Consider the following 17,733-nt stretch of genomic DNA (forward strand, 5'->3'; position numbering starts at 1 on the left):
GCCAGCCCCTAGCTACTCCCGTTTATGCGTATCCGCAAAAAAGTCCAGTGGACTATTCCCACCTCCCCCGATCGTTTCATCCGGCTGGGAGCTTTCGTGAAAGCCGCCGAAGCCCAGGGCTGGACGGAGGCAGAAGTTCAGTTTGTAATTGATGAGCTGGTGGAAGCCCGCGATGAGGCTGAAGTGACACTCATTCTGGAAGACTACACCCAGCGCCGGTAGCCTTCTGGATCAAAGCCATTTAACCAGTGGCCCAGCGGTTCATCTGGCCGTTTGCCCTGCCTAATGGGTACGCTTGCCGTCCGAGAGTGGCCTGCAGGTATCAAGTAAAACGCCCGTCGGGTGCAGCTGGCTGCACCCGACGGGCGTTTTACTTGATACCTGTAGGCTTGCTACGAGTTATTTTACTTTTTTCTTCGACTTCACTTTGCCTTTACCGCCCGCCATTTGAGCCTGCACAAGGCTGTCTTGCTGGGCTTTATAGGAAGCTGAGGTCAGGCGGCCCGTCAGGGAAACGTAGTCGCCTTCCTTGAGGGTGGAGGTAGTGCCGTCGGCCATGGTTACGGTGCCGTCGGCTCCGATTTTGGTGCCGTTTACCAAGGTCGTTTCCGAGGTCAGCGCGTCGGTGTGGGCGTCGCGCGTCATCAGTACTTTTCCGTCTTTCATCAGGAAGCCATCCTTCATGGTAGCTCCTTTAATCACGACTTTCTGCTTGGGTTGTACCGCCCGGCGGGCGGGCATGCTGGTTTGCGCCTGAGTGCTCAGGCTAGTGGCGCACAGCACAGCGGCTACTGCCAGAATAGAGTACTGCTTCATAAATGTGGGAATGGATAAAGTGAGAGGTGTCAACCAGCCAAATGGCCTCTAAAATACAAACGCTTGCGCACTTGCGCCAGCTATGTGGGCAGCAACCCCAACGGGCCTGAGTTCGTTTCAAAACGATACTGTAGCCCGTTTGGTACAAACCAGTGCATTTTGTGTCGCCCTGGGGGCCAATGGGCCAGGGAGCTGGCTTCAGCTTGGCTCCTTGCTACTTTCTGCCTTTTGTTCAACATCGTGGAATACAAAGACTACTATAAAATTCTGGAGCTCGATAAGTCGGCTACCAAAGAGCAGATCCGCAAACAGTACCGGAAGCTGGCCCGCAAGTACCACCCCGACGTGAACCCCAACAACCCGGATGCGGAGCGCAAGTTCAAGGAGGTGAACGAGGCGAACGAGGTGCTCAGCGACGACGATAAGCGCGCCAAGTACGACCGGCTGGGTGCCGACTGGCAGCGCTATGAGCAGGCTGGAGCTGGCCGGGGTGCCGGCGGCTTCGACTGGTCGCAGTACGCGCAGGGGGGCGGCTTTGGCGGCTACGAGGCCCAGGGCGACCCGTTTGGCGGGGCCGACTTCTCCGATTTCTTCAGCTCCATGTTTGGGGGTATGGGCGGCAGCCAGGGCGGTAGCGCCCGGCCCCGCGCCGGTCAGGATTACCAGGCCGAGCTGGAAATGGCGCTAGAAGACGCCTACCAGGGCGGGGCCCGCACCCTCAACGTCAACGACAAAAAGCTGCGCATCAGCATTCACCCCGGCGTAGAAGATGGCCAGATCATCCGGCTGCGCGACCAAGGCGCCCCGGGCCGCAACGGCGGGCCCAGCGGCTCGCTGTACATCACCATCCGGCTGCGCCCCGATGCCCGCTACACCCGCACCGGCAACGACCTGACCATGGACGTGCCAATAAGCATTTACAAAGCCTTGCTAGGGGGCGAGCAGGTAGTGGAAACCCTCTCGGGGCCAGTAAAAATCAACATCAAGCCTGAAACCCAGAACGGCACCCGCCTGCGCCTGCGTGGCAAGGGCTTCCCGGTGTACCGGCAAGAGGGCCAATACGGCGACTTATACCTGCGCCTGACCCTAACGCTCCCCCAGAACCTCACCGAGCAGGAAAAAGACCTGTTCCGCCAGCTCGCCGCCCTGCACAACGAGTAGCGTATTGTCATTCCGACTAGAAGGAGGAATCTGGCTTACCCTCCGGCCGACTATACCCCAGATTCCTCAGCGTCGGAACTGCACGCTCCCTGCTTGCTACACCAGTGTAAGTGCCACCTAGGCCACTCCAACACCGTTTCTCTGCCCTCTCACCTCCTGAAAACAGCCTATGGATACGCATATCATCACCATAACCTTCCACGACTGCGCCACTCGCTACGGACTAAGTGAGGCCGATGTGCAGGAGTTTTTGGAGCTAGGCCTGTTGCACCGGGCTGCCAGCACCCCCAATGCGCTGGAGGCTGAGCCCGACCACCTGGCCCGCCTCGCCCGCCTGCACCATGAGCTAGGCCTGAGCAAAGACAGCCTGGAGGTGGTACTAGCCATGCGCCAGCGCCTACAGCAAGTGCAGCAGGAGCTACTGCTACAGCAGGCCCGGGTGCGGCAGCTAGAGCGGTTCCTGCGCGGCTCAGCCCCCCTTCTTGATATAGACTTAACCTGAGCCCTTGAAGTGGCCTAGTGTATTCTGATACGGTTCAGTTTGCCGGAATTAGCCAGTAGTACTGGCTCTTGCTACGACCAGGTCAACACGTTAGGTGAGAGAAGTACAACTTTTCCGGATTACTGTGGTATAAAGGCCCTATCTGACCTACAGATAATTACTTCTGCCACCTTTTTCCTGTTATATGCTTCCACGCATTCCCCTTCCAAAAGCGCTGGCGCTGGGAGTAGCGGCTTGGGCTCTGGCCCCGCTTGCCTCCCATGCTCAAACCGCTGACCGCAAAACCGCCATTGGCATCAACGTAAGCGCCATGCAGTACAAGGGCAGCTTCGGCTCCGACTACTGGGACTGGAGCGAGAACAAGTACGCGCCGGGCATCACGTTCAGCCGCTACCTCAGCCAGGGCCTCGACCTGCAGCTGAGTGGCAACTACGTTGAGTTCAAGAAGAACGCCGCCGCCGGAGCTCCGCTGTATGGCAGCAACTTTGCCACCAACGTGGTGAACGTAAACCTGGGCCTGAAATTCAAGCTGTTCAAAGAAGAGTCGTTTATCCGGCCTTACCTGCTGGCAGCTCCCGGCCTGACCTACATGAGCCGCGAGGGGGTTATCAACCGCAATAACCAAGTTATTCGCACCGACGAAGACAAGAATTACTTTGACCTGTTTGGGGCCGCTGGTTTGAGCTTCCGCCTGGGCGATGCGGCCAGCCTGTTCATCCAGACGGGCCAGCACTTCCCGCTGGGCGCTAACATTGATGGTGAGCCCAACCGCGACGACAACAAAATTGACGACCGGTTCCTCCAGCACACCATCGGCCTGAACATCAATTTGGGCAAAGCCAAAGACGAGGACAACGACGGCGTGCCTGACCGCAAAGACAAATGCCCCGGTACGCCTGCTGGCGTAGCCGTTGATATGAATGGCTGCCCCCTTGATGGCGACGGCGACGGCGTTCCGGATTACCTGGATAAGTGCCCCACCGAGAAAGGCCTGGCGGCGCTGGAAGGCTGCCCCGACCGCGACGGTGATGGCGTGCGCGACGGCGACGACAAATGCCCCGACACCCCCGGCAAGGCGGAGCTGCAAGGCTGCCCCGACTCGGATAACGACGGCGTAATTGATCAGAACGATAAGTGCCCCGATACTCCCGGCGGCGTGAAAGTAGACGCTTCGGGCTGCCCCATTGACAGCGACGGCGACGGTGTACCTGATTACCAAGACCGCTGCCCCAACCGCCCAGGTCCGGCCTCAAACAAAGGCTGCCCTGAGATGAAGCTGGAGGAGAAGAAGCGCCTGCAGGAAGCCACCAAGTACATCCAGTTCGAGTTCGATAAGGCTGTGCTGAAGCCTACCTCATTCCCGACCCTCGATGGCCTGGTACAGATCCTGAATGATTACCCAGACTACTTCCTCGGTATCTCGGCCCACGCCGATAACATCGGCAACGACGACTATAACCTGCGCCTCTCGGATGAGCGTGCTGCCTCGGCCCGCGATTACATGCTCCGCAAGGGTATCCCCGCCGACCGCATTGTGTCGCATGGTTACGGAGAGAGCAAGCCCATTGCTACCAACGAAACCGAAGCAGGCCGCGCCCTCAACCGCCGCGTAGAGTTTGACGTGTACCTGCCCGGCGACCCGAACCCCGCCGAAACCAAGTACGGCCCCGCACCAGAAATTCCGGCCGCGCCCGTGAAAGCTACTCCGGCGCCTACTAAAAAGGCTCCTGTAAAGAGAGCGGCCCCGCGCCGGAAGTAATTCCTGCAATTGGCCTAGGCCACCCGCAAAAGCGGCCCGCTCAGGTGAGCGGGCCGCTTTTTTGGTTTTAGGTTTTTTTATGGTGCCGACCAAATAGAGGAAAATAACGTCCTGCTGAGCTTGCCGAAGGATCTCTGCCGCTGGCTAAACGACGGGCCTGGCAACCGGTAGAGATACTCCGACTGCGCTCGGCATGACAGCCAGGGCAGTCAGGGCAAACAACGACTCCGTATAAGAGCATTTGCCTCTTTGCAAATGACGTTCCTGTTGCCCCTATTAGGCCACTCTTCAACCCTGCATTACCTGAATCCTTTACCACATACTACTTAAGTTGGTCAATAGCGCACAGAAAGCCGACAACGGCGCGGTAGCAGCTTTCCGTTATAGAATAGAACTTGCCTGCGGATTATTTTCCTTTAGTTTCCTGACCTTGCTTTCCGGAAGCTAAGCTCCTTTCAACGCGCCACTCTCTTTTCCCACCTCATGAAGTACCCTTCCACTTCTAGGCCACTCTCCTTCCGGAGCCTAGGCCGTCACCTTCTGCTGCTTGGCGCCTGCCTCCTCAGTGGCCTAGCCAACGCCGAGGAAATTCAGTCGCCGAACAAGCAGCTGACCCTGGACTTCACCCTGCAGGCCGATGGCGTGCCCACTTACAGCCTCACCTACAAGGGCCGGCCCGTCATTAAAACCAGCAAGCTAGGCCTGGAGCTGAAAAACGCCCCGGCCCTCACCAGCGGCTTCACCGTGGCGGGCTCCAAGCAGAGCACCTTCGATGAAACGTGGCAGCCGGTGTGGGGTGAGACCAAGAATATCCGCAACAACTACAACGAGCTGGCCGTCACGCTCAACCAGGCCGCTACTAGCCGCACGGTTATCGTGCACTTCAGGGTGTTTAATGATGGCCTGGGCTTCCGCTACGAGTTCCCGCGCCAGCCTAAGCTCGACTACTTCACCATCAAGGAGGAGAAAAGCGAGTTTGCCCTGGCCGGCGACCATAAGGCGTTCTGGCTTCCCGGCGACTACGACACCCAGGAGTACAGCACCGTCACGAGCAACCTCTCGCAGGTGCGCGGCCTGATGAAGGAAGCCACCACGCCCAATGCCTCCCAAACGCCCTTCTCGGCTACGGGCGTACAAACGCCGCTCATGCTCAAGAGCAAGGACGGCCTCTACATCAACATCCACGAAGCGGCTCTCATTGACTACTCCGCCATGCACTTGGAGCTCGATGACAAGAACTTCGTGCTGACCTCGCACCTTACGCCCGACGCCGTAGGCGACAAAGGCCTGATTCAGACGCCCGCCGTTTCGCCCTGGCGCACGGTGATTGTGAGTGATAAAGCCGGCGATATTCTGGAGTCGAAGCTGGTGCTGAACCTCAATGAGCCCACCAAGTTCAAGGATGTTTCTTGGATTAAGCCGGTGAAGTACGTGGGCGTGTGGTGGGAGATGATTACGGGCAAAAGCACGTGGTCGTACACCAACCAGGAGAACATCAAGCTCGATTCTATTGACTACTCCAAGGTAAAGCCCAACGGCACCCACGCCGCCAACACGGCCCATGTGAAGGAGTACATCGACTTTGCCGCCAAGCACGGCTTTGATGGCGTGCTAGTGGAAGGCTGGAACATTGGCTGGGAAGACTGGTTCGGCAAGCACAAAGACTACGTGTTTGATTTCGTGACGCCCTACCCCGACTTCAACGTGCCCGAGCTACAGCAGTACGCCGCCAGCAAGAACGTGAAGATCATCATGCACCACGAAACCAGCGGCGCTATTCGTAACTATGAGCGCCACCTCGACTCGGCCTTCCAGTTCATGAACAAGTACGGCTACACCGCCGTGAAAACCGGCTACGTCGGCGACATCGTGCCCCTAGGCCACCACCACTACGACCAGTGGGTGAACAACCACTACCAGTACGTGTTGGAAAAAGCCGCTGAGCACAAGATCATGGTGAACGGCCACGAGGCCGTGCGCCCGACTGGCCTAGCGCGCACCTTCCCCAACCTGATCGGCAACGAAGCGGCCCGCGGCACGGAATATGAGGCCTTTGGTGGCAATAACGCCGACCACACCACCATCCTGCCCTTCACCCGCCTCATTGGTGGCCCCATGGACTACACGCCTGGCATCTTCCAAACCAAGGTCAGTGCTTACAACCCCAGCAATACCTCCTTCGTGCACACCACGTTGGCCCGACAGCTGGCCCTGTACGTGACCATGTACAGCCCCCTGCAAATGGCCGCCGACCTGCCCGAAACCTACAACAAGCATCTTGACGCCTTCCAGTTTATCAAGGACGTAGCCGTGGATTGGGACGACAGCAAAGTGCTGGAAGCCGAGCCCGGCGACTACATCACCATTGCCCGCAAGGCCAAGGGCAAGAGCAGCTGGTTCGTGGGCAGCACCTGCGACGAGCAGGGCCGCACCTCCAAAATCAACTTCAGCTTCCTCGACCCCGGCAAGAAGTACACCGCCACCATCTACGCCGACGGCAAGAACGCCCACTACGAGAAGAACCCCCAGGCCTACGCCATCCGCAAGATGACCGTGACCAACAAAACCAAACTCTCGCAGCTCTGTGCCCCCGGCGGCGGCTACGCCATCAGCATCATGGAAGCCGGCAAGTAAGTTTTAGTGGCCTAGGCCTATATGGAAGCGGCCCGCTCTGGTAGAGCGGGCCGTTTTTGGTTTTTATATATTTTGATTGGTAGAAGGAAGAAAAGCCGCTGCTAAATCAATTAAGAAGTAAGCGGCACAGAATAGTATTAGTACTCCTATTAGCCGTCCAACAGCTGCTCGAATATTTCCTGAGAGCCACGCGTGCAAGGCCGAGATGCACAGGTACTGCGCTTGAATAAATGTCAGAGCAAAGGTACCGAAGAAGCCTCCTATTTTTATTGCCATGTTGCGGTCAGGCTCTGTTTCGCTGAATACTAAACAAAGAACCATAGCTAATGACCCAATAATTGCAAGCCCCATTAAAGCTCTTTTGCGAAACCAGACAGCTTTGCTAGTAAGGTTCATTAAATATAGGTGTATAGAGTTGCGCACAAAGAACTTCGATAAGTACTACATTTCGACTTGCGTTTAGCAAGAGTTTAAAGGTGCTGCTTTTTGGTGAATGAAACCAACTGCCCAGAGCAAAATGTAATTACATTGTACGTACATTTACTACCATGAATACGCGCCTGATTCGGGTGGGCAATTCCCAGGGGATTGTGCTGCCCAAGAAGTTATTGCAGCAATATCACCTCACCGGCGAGGTGGATCTGCTGCCCACACCCGAAGGCCTGCTCATCAAGCCGGTCAGCAAGCTCCGCCGCCAGGGCTGGAACGAGCGGTTCCAGCAGGCCATTGCCCAGGGCCAGACTCCGGAGGGCGAGATGCTAGAGGGATTCTCGGACGAGGCCTTTGAGGAAACGGAATGGCAGTGGTAGCCGTGCAGCGCTTCGAGGTATGGCTCATCAACCTCGACCCCACCCAGGGCAGCGAAATTAACAAGACCCGCCCCTGCGTGGTGATTTCACCCGACGAGATGAACCGGTACCTGCGCACGGTGACCATTGCGGCGCTGACCAGCACCCGCCGCGACTACCCCTCGCGGGTGGATTGTATCTTCCAGGGCAAGGAGGGCCAGGTCGCGCTCGACCACATCCGCTCCGTGGACAAAACCCGCTTGGTGCGCCGCTTAGGTGCACTGCCCAAAGCCACGGCGCAAGAAATCTGCGACCGGCTGCAGGAGATGTTCCAATACTAAATTGTTCAATAGGTCACTTTACTATCCTACACCAAATCCACCAGCAGCGCCAGCGCCAGGCCAGCTACAGTGGCTACTACTTTGCGTAGGTTGAGGCTGTGGTCGGGGCTGGTTTCGAAGAGGATGGTGGTGGAGACGTGCAGGAAGTTACCGGCTACCAGGCCTAGCAGGCAAGCGTAGAGGCCGTTTTGCAGCAAGTCTTCCAGTACCACGAAGTTGCTCATGATGATGCCCGCCGGACCCGCCAGCGCAAACAGCACCAGATACGGCAGCGCCTTCTGGAAGCTACCCAGCCGCAGCAGCAGCGCCGCCATCAGGGCAAAAGCAGCTGGCACGTGGTGCAGGGCCACACCGGCCAGAATAGCATAGAAGTTATTGCTCACGTCGCCAGCCTCGGGGGTTTTCACCAAGATGCTACCCTCTAAAAACGAGTGCAGCACCAGCGAGAACAGCAGCAGAAACGGCACCCGGCCGGCGTGCTCGGTGTGGTGGTGCACGTGGCCGTGCTCCACGCCCTGCGAAAACACCTCCAGCACCAGCTGCCCAAAGAAGCCCGCCAGCACAAAGTAGCCAATGCGGTGGCCCGGCATCATTTCCAGGGCCTCGGGCAGCAGGTGCGTGATGGTGAGCGTGAACAGATAAGCGCCGCTAAAGGCCAGCAGCGGCTTCATCCAGGTGGTGCGGGCCGTGGGCATCAGGCGAGTAAGCCAACCGGCTCCCAGCACTGTGCAGAACAACGCAAAAACGGCAAACCACATGAGCGGTGAAATGGTGGTGAAGTGATGAAATAGTGAGCTGGTGTGCTGTAGGCCACTAGGATAGGCCTACAGCGCATCAACCCTCCCTTATTTTTTCAGGATGAAAATCATGCGCGGACTTGTCGGCTCATTGAAAGGGTTCAGCTGATAGTCGCCTAATACTTCGCTGAGGCGTAGGCCTGCCATACGGAAATACTCCTCAAACCGCTCACGGCTCAGGGCTCGTACCCGTTCTTGGTAGTGCCGCTCCTGCCCCAACTCATCCTGAAACCAGATGTCTTTCACGATAAAGTCGTGATGCAGATGCCGATGAATTTTAAAGGCCGTGCCATCTACCTCTTTGGTTTCGTGCGCCACCAGTTCCCGCACCGTGCGCTCCGTGTTCAGGAAGTCAATAACCATTTTACCACCTGGCTTAAGGGCAGCTGCCGCATTGCGCAGGGCCACCACGTTTTCGGCTTCCTCTTGGAAGTAGCCAAAGCTGGTAAACAGGTTAAAAATAAAATCGAACTCGCCGGGCAGGGGCTGCCGCATGTCGTGCACGAAGAAGCGCAGGTGCTTATGCTCGGCCTCGCTGGCGTGGGCTATGCTCTCCGGTGAAAGATCAATACCCGTTACGTCGTAGCCCTGCTCGCTAAGGTAAACAGCATGCCGGCCCTTGCCACACGCTAAGTCAAGCAGCTTAGCCGTAGGCTTTGGCCGCAACCGCTGCAAGAGCGCCGTAATAAATCCTTGTGCTTCCTCATAATTTCGGCCCTGGTACAAAAGGTGGTAATAGGGAGAATCAAACCAGGTGCTGAACCATTCGGTGAGGGTAGCGGGCATAAAAAGCAAAAAGGCACACAACGAAAAAGGGCGTCTGCACGCCCCTCTCTTACAAAATCCCGAAAGCGACGAGCCGCCTATATCTGCAACAGAGTTGCAAAAATAGGCGGCCTGCCGGTAAAATCAAAGTGAGTCGGTGGGTACGGTAGCAGCTTGGGCCGCAGGGTTGGGCTCCAGCTTCATATCGCACACAGGGCAATTACCCGGTTTATCGCTGGCACTACCCTCGCAGCCCATGGGGCAGATGTAGGCAGCGGCCTTTGCTGGGGTAGCCGTGGAGGCTGCCTCTACGTGTTCGGCTGGTTTTTGCTGGCAGCTGGCCAGCACCGTAGCCAGCACCATTACTCCGCTTACTAGCAGCGCTTTCCAAGAATACTTCTGCATTACTTGTTGCTATTCGCTAGCTTTTTCCTCCGTTGCATTTGGCTGCTCAGCGGGGGTAGGGTTGCTCTTTTTCACGCTTTTGGGAGCCTCCGTGTTTTTAGTAGTAGAAGCAGCGTCATCGTTGAGAGTGCGGCTCTGGTCGCCGTTGGGGCGCTCATCACCTTGCAGGTCTGCGTGCGAGCTGATAGGCGCCTCAATAGCACCACCCTTAGCCTGGTCGGCGGCCGCAGCGGTGTGCTGGTCGAAGTTATCGGAAGAGCGCGAGCCAGGAGCTACCATGTCTACCGATACTTTATTTTCCGGACGCCAGTCGGAGGGCTCGGAGCTGCAGGCGTTCAGGGCGAGGGTAGCCAGAGCTACGGCAGAAAGCGCGAATTGCTTGGTCATGAGAAGAAGAATGAGCTAATACAAACGAGTTAAGGACGAAAGAAGAACCTGTGGGGTTGGGCTAGGCCACTTGGCCGGGCAGAGCAGGCAGCAGGCTCTTACGGCGCAACATAGCCTCGAACAGCTTCTGGTCGTTGGCGCCTTTGAAAATTTTATCGGGCACCTGCAGAAAAATGGGCGTGTCGAAGGTTTTGGCCGCCCAGCGTTTCCAGCCGGTAATTTCGGCGGGCAGCTCTTCCGGGCCTTTCAGCGTGAGCAGGTAGCCGCCGGGTTCGCGCTGCACACCGCCAATCATGTCCCAGGTCAGGCGCATACCTTCACGCTCATTGCGGCGCAGCACAATCTGCTTGTTGTCAAACTCATAGTTGAGCTTCTCAAACAAGGGCTTGCTCTGCTCCATGGTGGTAGCACCCGTAATTTGGGCGGAGCGCAGTAGCACGTATAGCAGCGTGAGAATAAGGGCCGAAGCCAGCCACCACCATGAGTGCCAGATGAGGGCGGGCGCCAGGCCAATGGCAAACGGAATCAGAGCATACCACCACTCTTTCCGCCACACCCGGCCCATGGCAATGCGGGTGTATGTGTCGGTGTCGAGCTGGTGCTTTTTGGTGACGATGGCGAGCGGTGAAGCACCCGACTGGGATTGCTGCTGCCGAAAGCCGCCGCGTTGATTGGGAAGTTGCATTAGAGTATGTGGTAATTGCTGACTGTTGCGTGCTGCTTGTTACTTGTTGGTTCCTGTCGACGACTACGGCCTCATGATCAACAATTCACAATCAATTGGCAGCTTCTTTAAAAGGCTTTCAGGCTCAGGTCCAGGCTTTTGACTGAGTACGTTAACGCGCCCACCGAGATGTAGTCGACGCCCGTTGCGGCCACCTCGGCAATAGTTTCCTCGGTAATGCCCCCGCTTGCCTCCAGCGGAAAGCGGCCGGCTACCAGCGCCACAGCTTCGCGCAGCTGGGTAGGGCCCATGTTATCGAGCATGATGCGGTCAACGCCGCCTATTTCCAGCACCTGCTGTACTTCGGCTATGGTGCGGGTTTCCACCTCAATCTCCAGCTTCCGGCCAGTTTGAGCCAGATACTGATGCGTAGCCTCAATAGCCTGACGAACCCCCCCGGCGTAATCGACATGGTTGTCCTTCAGCATAATCATGTCGAAGAGGCCGTAGCGGTGGTTTACGCCGCCGCCAATCAGCACGGCCCACTTCTCGCAGAGCCGGAAGTTGGGGGTGGTTTTGCGCGTATCGAGCAGGCGGGTTTTGGTGCCGGCCAGCAGGCTGGTGAGGTGAGCCGTTTGGGTGGCAATGCCGCTCATGCGCTGCATACAGTTAAGCACTAAGCGCTCAGCGGTCAGAATGCTGCGGGCCCGACCTTCCACGGTAAAGGCTACGTCGCCGCGCTGCACGCGCGTGCCATCCGTGAGGATGGTTTGCACGCGAAGCTCCGGGTCAACTTCCCGGAAGATGTAGTGGGCCAGCTCCACACCCGCCAGCACCCCGGCGTCTTTCACCAGCAGTTGCGCCCGGTTATGGGCATCGGCCGGAATAGAGGCCAGCGTAGAATGGTCACCGTCGCCGATATCTTCGGCCAGGGCCGTCCGAATAAACGTGGTAAGAGATTCGGGGGTGAGGTAAGGAGGGGTTTGCACGGTGCAAAAATAGCAAAAAACGGCCCGACTAGCGCCGTCGGGCTTGCTATTGGGCTCAGGTGGCCTAGGCGGGCCAAAATGCACAAAAAAAGCGCGCCGCAGAGAGTTCTGCGGCGCGCTTCAGGGAGAGATTAGTAATGGGTTATTCTTTGGAAAAATCGATAGTACCGATTTTCAGAGTTCCGCCTACCGATTTCATCTTCACGAACATACGGTAGGTGCTGGTTTTGCCAGCGTACTTGCCCACGGCATAGGGCGTTCCTTCGTTGCTGCCGCCGTAGTGGATGAAGTCAAAAGAAGCCGGTGAGTTCTTCGCAAAGAAATCCTTCATGACAAATTCGGCCTGGGTAGCGCTATAGCTCTGCTTGTCACCATCAAAGCTCAGCTCTACCGTGGGGGCGAAAAAGTCGGCCAGTTCACGGGAAGAACTCTCGCGAATGGCATTACGAATGGGCGCGAAGGCTTCACCTTGGGCGTTGGCACCTACTGCAATGAGTAAGCTCCAAACAAGTGCAAAAGCCAAAAAGAGGTTGCGTTTCATGTTAACGTAAAGATTTCATCATCTCACTGGCGAAAACTATGCCAAGCTAGCGTCGTAAATAAACTTCTTCTAGGACACCTCTACGCGGCTAAGTTAGGAAAATGTGCGTGTTTCGGTGGCCTACGTGTATCTTTGCCCTTATGAACAAACAGGTATTGTTGGTGATTCTGGACGGCTGGGGTCTGGCACAGAACAAAGAAGTATCGGCCATTGACCAAGCGCGTACGCCCTTTGTCGACTCGTTGTTTCAGCGTTTCCCACATAGTAAGCTCCAGGCCTCGGGTGAGGCCGTGGGGCTACCCGATGGGCAGATGGGCAACTCGGAGGTAGGCCACATGAATATTGGGGCCGGCCGCGTGGTGTATCAGGACCTGGTCCGCATCAATAAATCTATTCGGGAGCGGAAGCTGGGCACCATGCCTGCGCTGGTGCAGGCCTTAGACTATGCCCGCACCAACGGCAAGCCGGTGCACTTAATGGGCCTGCTATCCGATGGTGGCGTGCACTCCCACATCGAGCACCTGAAAGCCCTGTGCACCCTGGCCCACGACCACGACGTGCACAAGGTCTTCATCCATGCCTTTACCGATGGCCGCGACACCGACCCCAAAGGCGGTGTGAGCTACGTAAATGACCTGGAGCAGCACTTGCAGCACGGTGCCAGCGGTAAAATTGCCTCTATTGTGGGCCGCTACTACGCCATGGACCGCGATAACCGCTGGGAACGGGTGAAGGTGGCCTACGACCTACTGGTGAACGGCAAGGGCACGGAGTCGCAGAACCTGATTCAGTCCATGCTCGACTCATATAAAGAGGGCGTGACGGATGAGTTCCTGAAGCCGATTGTGAAGGTGGGTGCTGATGGGTTGCCACTGGCTACTATCCAGGATGGGGATGTCGTGCTCTGCTTTAACTTCCGCACCGACCGGGGCCGCGAAATTACGCAGGCCCTGACCCAGCAGGACTTCCACGCCTTCAACATGCACCGGCTGAACCTGCACTACCTCACCATGACCAACTACGACGCCACGTTTACGGGTGTCACCCCCATCTTCGAAAAGGATAACCTTGAAGACACGTTGGGCGCGGTGCTGGAGGCCAATCACAAGTCACAGATTCGCATTGCCGAAACGGAGAAGTACCCGCACGTAACGTTCTTCTTCTCAGGGGGCCGCGAGAAAGAGTTTGACGGCGAGAACCGCATTATGCGCAACTCACCCAAAGTAGCCACCTACGATCTGCAGCCTGAGATGAGCGCCTATGAGCTGCGCGATGCCCTGGTGCCCGAGCTGCAGGCCAAGTCAGCTGATTTTGTGGTGCTGAACTTTGCCAATACGGACATGGTAGGCCACACTGGCGTGTTTGAGGCAGCCGTGAAAGCCGCCGAAGCAGTAGATGCCTGCACCAAAGATGTGGTAGAAGCCGCCTTGGCCAGCAACTATTCCTGCATCATCATTGCCGACCACGGCAATGCGGATATGATGATTAACCCCGATGGTACACCTAACACGGCCCACACTACCAACCTGGTGCCCTGCATTCTGGCCGACAACGACTACCACGGCACGCTGGCCGATGGCAAGCTCGGCGACATTGCGCCTACCGTATTGCAGCTCATGGGCTTGTCTCAGCCGGAAGTAATGACGGGCCAGAGCCTGCTCCGCCCTGCAACCGCTCCGAATGCGTAGCGCAGGTTGCGCATCGGCAGTACTGTTGCTCCTGCTCACGGCTGCGTGCGGTGAGCAGGAGCAGCCCGTTACAGCCAGCTCTAACAGGCCTACCCCGGCGCTGCGCTATTTTGATGTGAGTGGCTTTATAAGCCAAGAAGCCGCCCGGCTTAATCAGCAACGGCCCGCCGTAGAAAAGCAGGTACAGCTGCGCACAGGTGGCCTAGAAACTACTCGCGTGCCGCAGGTAGACTGGACCAAGGAGCTACAGATCTTTCAGCAAGCTGACATCAACAAGCCGGCACTACGTGGTACCTACGCCATTGACTCTCTCACCACTCCCGAGGGTCTGACCAAGCGCACCTACCGCCGCCTGCCGGGCCAGGATTTCCCGGTGGAGCAGCTTACCGTAGTTACCCAGGGCCCCACGGTGCAGTCGCTCACGGCTACTTTAGCACAGGACAACCCGCTGGTGTACTCCCAGAAAAAGCTCCGGCTGCAGTGCCAAAATGGGCAGCTAACCAGCTACCGGGTAGATGGAATTCAGAAGCTGATTCTATTTGATAGTGTGCGGTACTCTGCCGCCGGAAAAGTGCTCTAAATAGCAATCAAATACGCCGGAAGGGTTCCGCTGAAGAGAACAGAAAGTAAAAGTGGCCTAGCGGCTGCCTCACTTCATTTCTCTTCGGCAGAACCCTTCCGGCGTTTTCTTAATCTACGTAAGGCTCTACATGCACGGCACTAACCTGGCCGCTACTGTAAGTCACGGACACGTAGTTAGCCCGCTCAGTGTCGCCGATCCGGATGCGCTCAGTGGCCCCGGCAGCCGCATGGTGAGCAGCGGCCATACGGGAACGCAGGCGGCGGCCATAAGCAGTTTCGAAGTTGGTAATGGAGGCGTCGCGCAGCAGGTCTTTCTCCGGGGCACGGTAAAATTCAAATAGGTTGCCCCGGTGGCGCAGCAGCAAAATAGTGTCTATCTGACCCGCCTCGTGCAGGTTGCGGAAGGGCTTGCGGGTTACCACGGTGCCTCCGGCGCTCAGTAGCTCCGTTACCGTGGGCTCAGGGCCAAACGGCTGGCCGGCCAGAGAATCATTGGTTAGGCGCACCACCTTTGCTGTGGGGCCGGGCGCGGCCGCAGTCGGCTTAGCCGAAGCGGTGGCCGTCTTGGGTTGCTTAGCTGTTTGCTTATGCTCATCGGTCCCGGAACCGTCGGGGCTGCACGCACTCAGCAGCAGCAGCGTGTAGAACGAGGCGGCCGTAAAGGCTTTGGCAGATGTGGAGAGTAACAGCACGGCAAACATAAGCACAGGCAAAAGGTACCTTTCGCTCTATACGCAAAAGTGTACCCAACGGCTTGCTTATCACCGGACAAATCGATGAGAAATGGCTCCAGATATCCAGAACGCGCTTATTGCCCCATCAGCGTAGCCACCACCCAGCGGCGGCCTCCCTGGTTGCGGTGCTCTCCGAGGTAAATTCCCTGCCAGGTACCCAGGGCCAGCTCCCCATTGGTAATGGGAATGCTCACGGCGTGGCCTAGCAGGCTGGCTTTTATATGCGCCGGCATATCGTCGGGGCCTTCCAGCGTGTGACGGAAGTAGGGAGCGTTTTCGGGCACCGTGCGGTTGAAGAATTGCTCAAAATCGTGCCGGACAGTGGGGTCGGCGTTTTCGTTGATGCTTAGGCTAGCGGAGGTGTGCTGAATGAAAAAATGGGCAGTGCCCACGCGCAGCTGCTCCAGCTCCGGCAGCTCGGCCACCAGCAAATCGGTAATTAAATGGAAACCTCGGCTAACGGCCGGCAGACGCAGGCGCTTCTGTATAAACTGCATAGAGTGGAAGATTGACTGTGGAGTGCTGATTGCTGAGTGTAAGCAACCGGCAAGCAGCCTCACCCAGGCTACGGGTTTTTGCGCTCATACGCGCCAATATCGGGCGTGGCGGGGTCTCGGGGGCGGTTGAGCAGGTCTATGGTTACACCGGGCAGTGGCACGCCCTTGTTGCTGGCCGCCGATAAGGTATCGAGCTCGTAGCTATAGGTTTTGCCCCGGAGGCGCGCAGGAGTGCTCTTAAACAGGTAGTTAGGGCCCTCGGTGGGGTTCAGGATGTTACCGTTTTTGTTCTGGCTAAGGGGACCCGCGGTATATTCTTTCGTAAGTAGTATGCTGTTTGTAATACTAATATTGCCAGCATACCGCTCTCCGTTCAAGAACAGAATTTCATCCTGGCCGCCCCCGGTAAAGGCAAACCGTTGCTGCGCCCACACAATGGAGTTGCGCATGGTGAAGCGAGGGGCCACAATGGGGCGCGCCTGGTTATTAATCTTGATGTTGTCGGCGAGTAGTACCGAGGGCGTTTGGCGGATGGGCGAAGACCCTGGCGCGGTTATGTAGTTGGCAATAGTACAGTAATCAAGCTGATACACACACCCTTGTACCCCCCAGATGGCATACTCCCAGCAGTTGGTAAGCAGCGTGTTGCGGACCGTAAAATCACCAGACAGGCCTAGCAGCCCGGCCCCCTGTAACGACAAGCCCCCACTGGCAAAGTCGAGGCTGGCGCTGGAGATATTCTTAATAACGCTGTTTTCTACCGTCACTTTTGGGCGAGGTTGCCGGTTGTAGGGGTTATAAATCAGCAGGCCGAATGACGCGTTTTTAATTTCCGTGAATCGGATGATGTTGTCGTGGCTGCTGGCATCGAACTCCAGGCCACCCCACTGGCCGGGGGCTTCGGTGTAGTCCTGCTCACGCCGGTCGCCCTGGAAGCGCACAATATTGCGGTCATCGGGCTTTAGCTCGCCCGCAGGCTTATAGTTAGAGTTGATGCGTAGGCTGCCCTTCACCACCAGAAAAGCGCCGGCATGGCTGTAGATGCGGGCACCGGGCTCAATGGTAAGCGTGCAGCCAGAATCAACCAGGGCCACGTTATAAATCACATGGGGCTTATCTGCCTTCCAGATGGCATCGCAGGCCAGCCGCACATTATCGTGGAAGTAAGCGTTCTGGCCGTAGCTCACCACCTTCACCTGCTGGTCGTTGCCGTTGGTACGAAAGCGCAGGTCGTTTTCTACCAGAAACGGCTTTTCATCGCTGGGAGTGGGGTCAATGGTAGCGCGCACCAGTACCAGCAGGCTATCCTTGCCCCGAATTACTTTGTCGCGGGCCGTGGCGCCGGCATCGCCATCAATGAGCAGCGAGTACGTAACGCCCGGTTGGCTCTGAATGCCAATCTCCTCCACCTTCACGGCCCTTGAGTTGCGGTTATACACCCACAAGCGCTTCGTAACGGTGCCCACCGTGGTAAATACCGTATCGAACTTCACCGTATCGGTGGAGAAGCTGAGCATGGCACTGCTGTCAGTAGTAACCAGGTCCTCCTTGGGCTCGCAGCCCGGCAGCAAGACCGTAAGGCACGACAATACAAGCAACAGCGGGAGTAGAAAGCGCATAGGAGGAAGATAGGTATAAAAGCGTCATGCTGCGCCTGCCGCAGCCTTTCTACCACTTCGTAGG

21 protein-coding genes are annotated in these 17,733 nt (G+C 57.2%); 9 read left to right on the forward strand and 12 right to left on the reverse strand.

The window, feature by feature from the left end:
• Positions 1–24: 24 nt before the first annotated feature.
• Complete coding sequence (locus HMJ29_RS06895) at positions 25–222, forward strand: hypothetical protein (RefSeq protein WP_171590787.1); 198 nt, start codon at positions 25–27, stop codon at positions 220–222.
• A gap of 177 nt (positions 223–399) precedes the next feature.
• Here HMJ29_RS06895 and HMJ29_RS06900 read toward each other — a convergent pair whose 3' ends face one another.
• On the reverse strand, positions 400–816 hold the full coding sequence (locus tag HMJ29_RS06900) for a DUF6799 domain-containing protein (RefSeq protein WP_171590788.1): 417 nt from the start codon (positions 814–816) through the stop codon (positions 400–402).
• A 228-nt stretch (positions 817–1,044) separates the two neighbouring features.
• Here HMJ29_RS06900 and HMJ29_RS06905 point away from each other — a divergent pair, with 228 nt between their 5' ends.
• The 4 genes from HMJ29_RS06905 (at position 1,045) to HMJ29_RS06920 (ending at position 6,872) form a co-directional block, all read left to right on the forward strand.
• Positions 1,045–1,977: a DnaJ C-terminal domain-containing protein gene (locus tag HMJ29_RS06905; RefSeq protein WP_317241058.1), complete on the forward strand. Its 933-nt coding sequence runs from the start codon at positions 1,045–1,047 to the stop codon at positions 1,975–1,977.
• Positions 1,978–2,146: 169 nt separating this feature from the next.
• Positions 2,147–2,479, forward strand: a complete 333-nt coding sequence (locus HMJ29_RS06910) for a hypothetical protein (RefSeq protein ID WP_171590789.1) — start codon at positions 2,147–2,149, stop codon at positions 2,477–2,479.
• 184 nt (positions 2,480–2,663) lie between these two features.
• On the forward strand, positions 2,664–4,238 hold the full coding sequence (locus tag HMJ29_RS06915) for an OmpA family protein (protein WP_171590790.1): 1,575 nt from the start codon (positions 2,664–2,666) through the stop codon (positions 4,236–4,238).
• Between the two features lie 483 nt (positions 4,239–4,721).
• Positions 4,722–6,872 (forward strand): glycoside hydrolase family 97 protein, encoded by a 2,151-nt coding sequence (locus tag HMJ29_RS06920; protein WP_171590791.1) that lies wholly within the window; start codon positions 4,722–4,724, stop codon positions 6,870–6,872.
• A 63-nt stretch (positions 6,873–6,935) separates the two neighbouring features.
• Here HMJ29_RS06920 and HMJ29_RS06925 read toward each other — a convergent pair whose 3' ends face one another.
• On the reverse strand, positions 6,936–7,268 hold the full coding sequence (locus HMJ29_RS06925; protein WP_171590792.1) for a hypothetical protein: 333 nt from the start codon (positions 7,266–7,268) through the stop codon (positions 6,936–6,938).
• Positions 7,269–7,420: 152 nt separating this feature from the next.
• Here HMJ29_RS06925 and HMJ29_RS06930 point away from each other — a divergent pair, with 152 nt between their 5' ends.
• Positions 7,421–7,681: an AbrB/MazE/SpoVT family DNA-binding domain-containing protein gene (locus HMJ29_RS06930; RefSeq protein WP_171590793.1), complete on the forward strand. Its 261-nt coding sequence runs from the start codon at positions 7,421–7,423 to the stop codon at positions 7,679–7,681.
• Positions 7,669–8,001, forward strand: a complete 333-nt coding sequence (locus HMJ29_RS06935; RefSeq protein WP_171590794.1) for a type II toxin-antitoxin system PemK/MazF family toxin — start codon at positions 7,669–7,671, stop codon at positions 7,999–8,001. Before HMJ29_RS06930 ends, HMJ29_RS06935 begins: the two co-directional genes overlap by 13 nt.
• A gap of 26 nt (positions 8,002–8,027) precedes the next feature.
• On the opposite strand, the gene HMJ29_RS06940 is transcribed toward HMJ29_RS06935, so the two are convergent.
• The 7 genes from HMJ29_RS06940 to HMJ29_RS06970 form a co-directional block, all read right to left on the reverse strand.
• Positions 8,028–8,759 carry a ZIP family metal transporter gene (locus HMJ29_RS06940; protein ID WP_171590795.1) on the reverse strand — a complete coding sequence of 244 codons (732 nt, stop codon included), beginning with the start codon at positions 8,757–8,759 and terminating at the stop codon, positions 8,028–8,030.
• An 87-nt stretch (positions 8,760–8,846) separates the two neighbouring features.
• Positions 8,847–9,584 (reverse strand): class I SAM-dependent methyltransferase, encoded by a 738-nt coding sequence (locus tag HMJ29_RS06945; protein ID WP_171590796.1) that lies wholly within the window; start codon positions 9,582–9,584, stop codon positions 8,847–8,849.
• 123 nt (positions 9,585–9,707) lie between these two features.
• A complete protein-coding gene (locus HMJ29_RS06950) occupies positions 9,708–9,968 on the reverse strand; it encodes a heavy metal-binding domain-containing protein (protein ID WP_171589547.1) in 261 nt (86 codons plus the stop codon).
• Positions 9,969–9,977: 9 nt separating this feature from the next.
• Positions 9,978–10,355: a hypothetical protein gene (locus tag HMJ29_RS06955; RefSeq protein ID WP_171590797.1), complete on the reverse strand. Its 378-nt coding sequence runs from the start codon at positions 10,353–10,355 to the stop codon at positions 9,978–9,980.
• 61 nt (positions 10,356–10,416) lie between these two features.
• Positions 10,417–11,040, reverse strand: coding sequence for a hypothetical protein (locus HMJ29_RS06960; RefSeq protein ID WP_171590798.1), 624 nt, complete (start codon positions 11,038–11,040; stop codon positions 10,417–10,419).
• 107 nt (positions 11,041–11,147) lie between these two features.
• Positions 11,148–12,008, reverse strand: a complete 861-nt coding sequence (gene nadC / locus HMJ29_RS06965) for a carboxylating nicotinate-nucleotide diphosphorylase (protein ID WP_171590799.1) — start codon at positions 12,006–12,008, stop codon at positions 11,148–11,150.
• 142 nt (positions 12,009–12,150) lie between these two features.
• Positions 12,151–12,549 carry a DUF4783 domain-containing protein gene (locus tag HMJ29_RS06970; protein WP_171590800.1) on the reverse strand — a complete coding sequence of 133 codons (399 nt, stop codon included), beginning with the start codon at positions 12,547–12,549 and terminating at the stop codon, positions 12,151–12,153.
• A 140-nt stretch (positions 12,550–12,689) separates the two neighbouring features.
• Between HMJ29_RS06970 and gpmI the strand changes: the two genes are divergently transcribed.
• Positions 12,690–14,237, forward strand: coding sequence for a 2,3-bisphosphoglycerate-independent phosphoglycerate mutase (gene gpmI, locus HMJ29_RS06975; RefSeq protein ID WP_171590801.1), 1,548 nt, complete (start codon positions 12,690–12,692; stop codon positions 14,235–14,237).
• On the forward strand, positions 14,230–14,817 hold the full coding sequence (locus HMJ29_RS06980) for a hypothetical protein (protein ID WP_171590802.1): 588 nt from the start codon (positions 14,230–14,232) through the stop codon (positions 14,815–14,817). Before gpmI ends, HMJ29_RS06980 begins: the two co-directional genes overlap by 8 nt.
• 109 nt (positions 14,818–14,926) lie before the next feature.
• Here the strand turns inward: HMJ29_RS06980 and HMJ29_RS06985 are convergent, their stop codons facing one another.
• The 3 genes from HMJ29_RS06985 to HMJ29_RS06995 form a co-directional block, all read right to left on the reverse strand.
• Entirely contained in the window at positions 14,927–15,520 is a 594-nt protein-coding gene (locus HMJ29_RS06985) for a hypothetical protein (RefSeq protein ID WP_171590803.1), read from the reverse strand.
• A gap of 107 nt (positions 15,521–15,627) precedes the next feature.
• Positions 15,628–16,050 (reverse strand): secondary thiamine-phosphate synthase enzyme YjbQ, encoded by a 423-nt coding sequence (locus HMJ29_RS06990; protein WP_171590804.1) that lies wholly within the window; start codon positions 16,048–16,050, stop codon positions 15,628–15,630.
• A gap of 68 nt (positions 16,051–16,118) precedes the next feature.
• Positions 16,119–17,669 (reverse strand): hypothetical protein, encoded by a 1,551-nt coding sequence (locus tag HMJ29_RS06995; RefSeq protein ID WP_171590805.1) that lies wholly within the window; start codon positions 17,667–17,669, stop codon positions 16,119–16,121.
• Positions 17,670–17,733: the final 64 nt, after the last annotated feature.

This window comes from Hymenobacter taeanensis, assembly GCF_013137895.1.
Taxonomy (GTDB): domain Bacteria; phylum Bacteroidota; class Bacteroidia; order Cytophagales; family Hymenobacteraceae; genus Hymenobacter; species Hymenobacter taeanensis.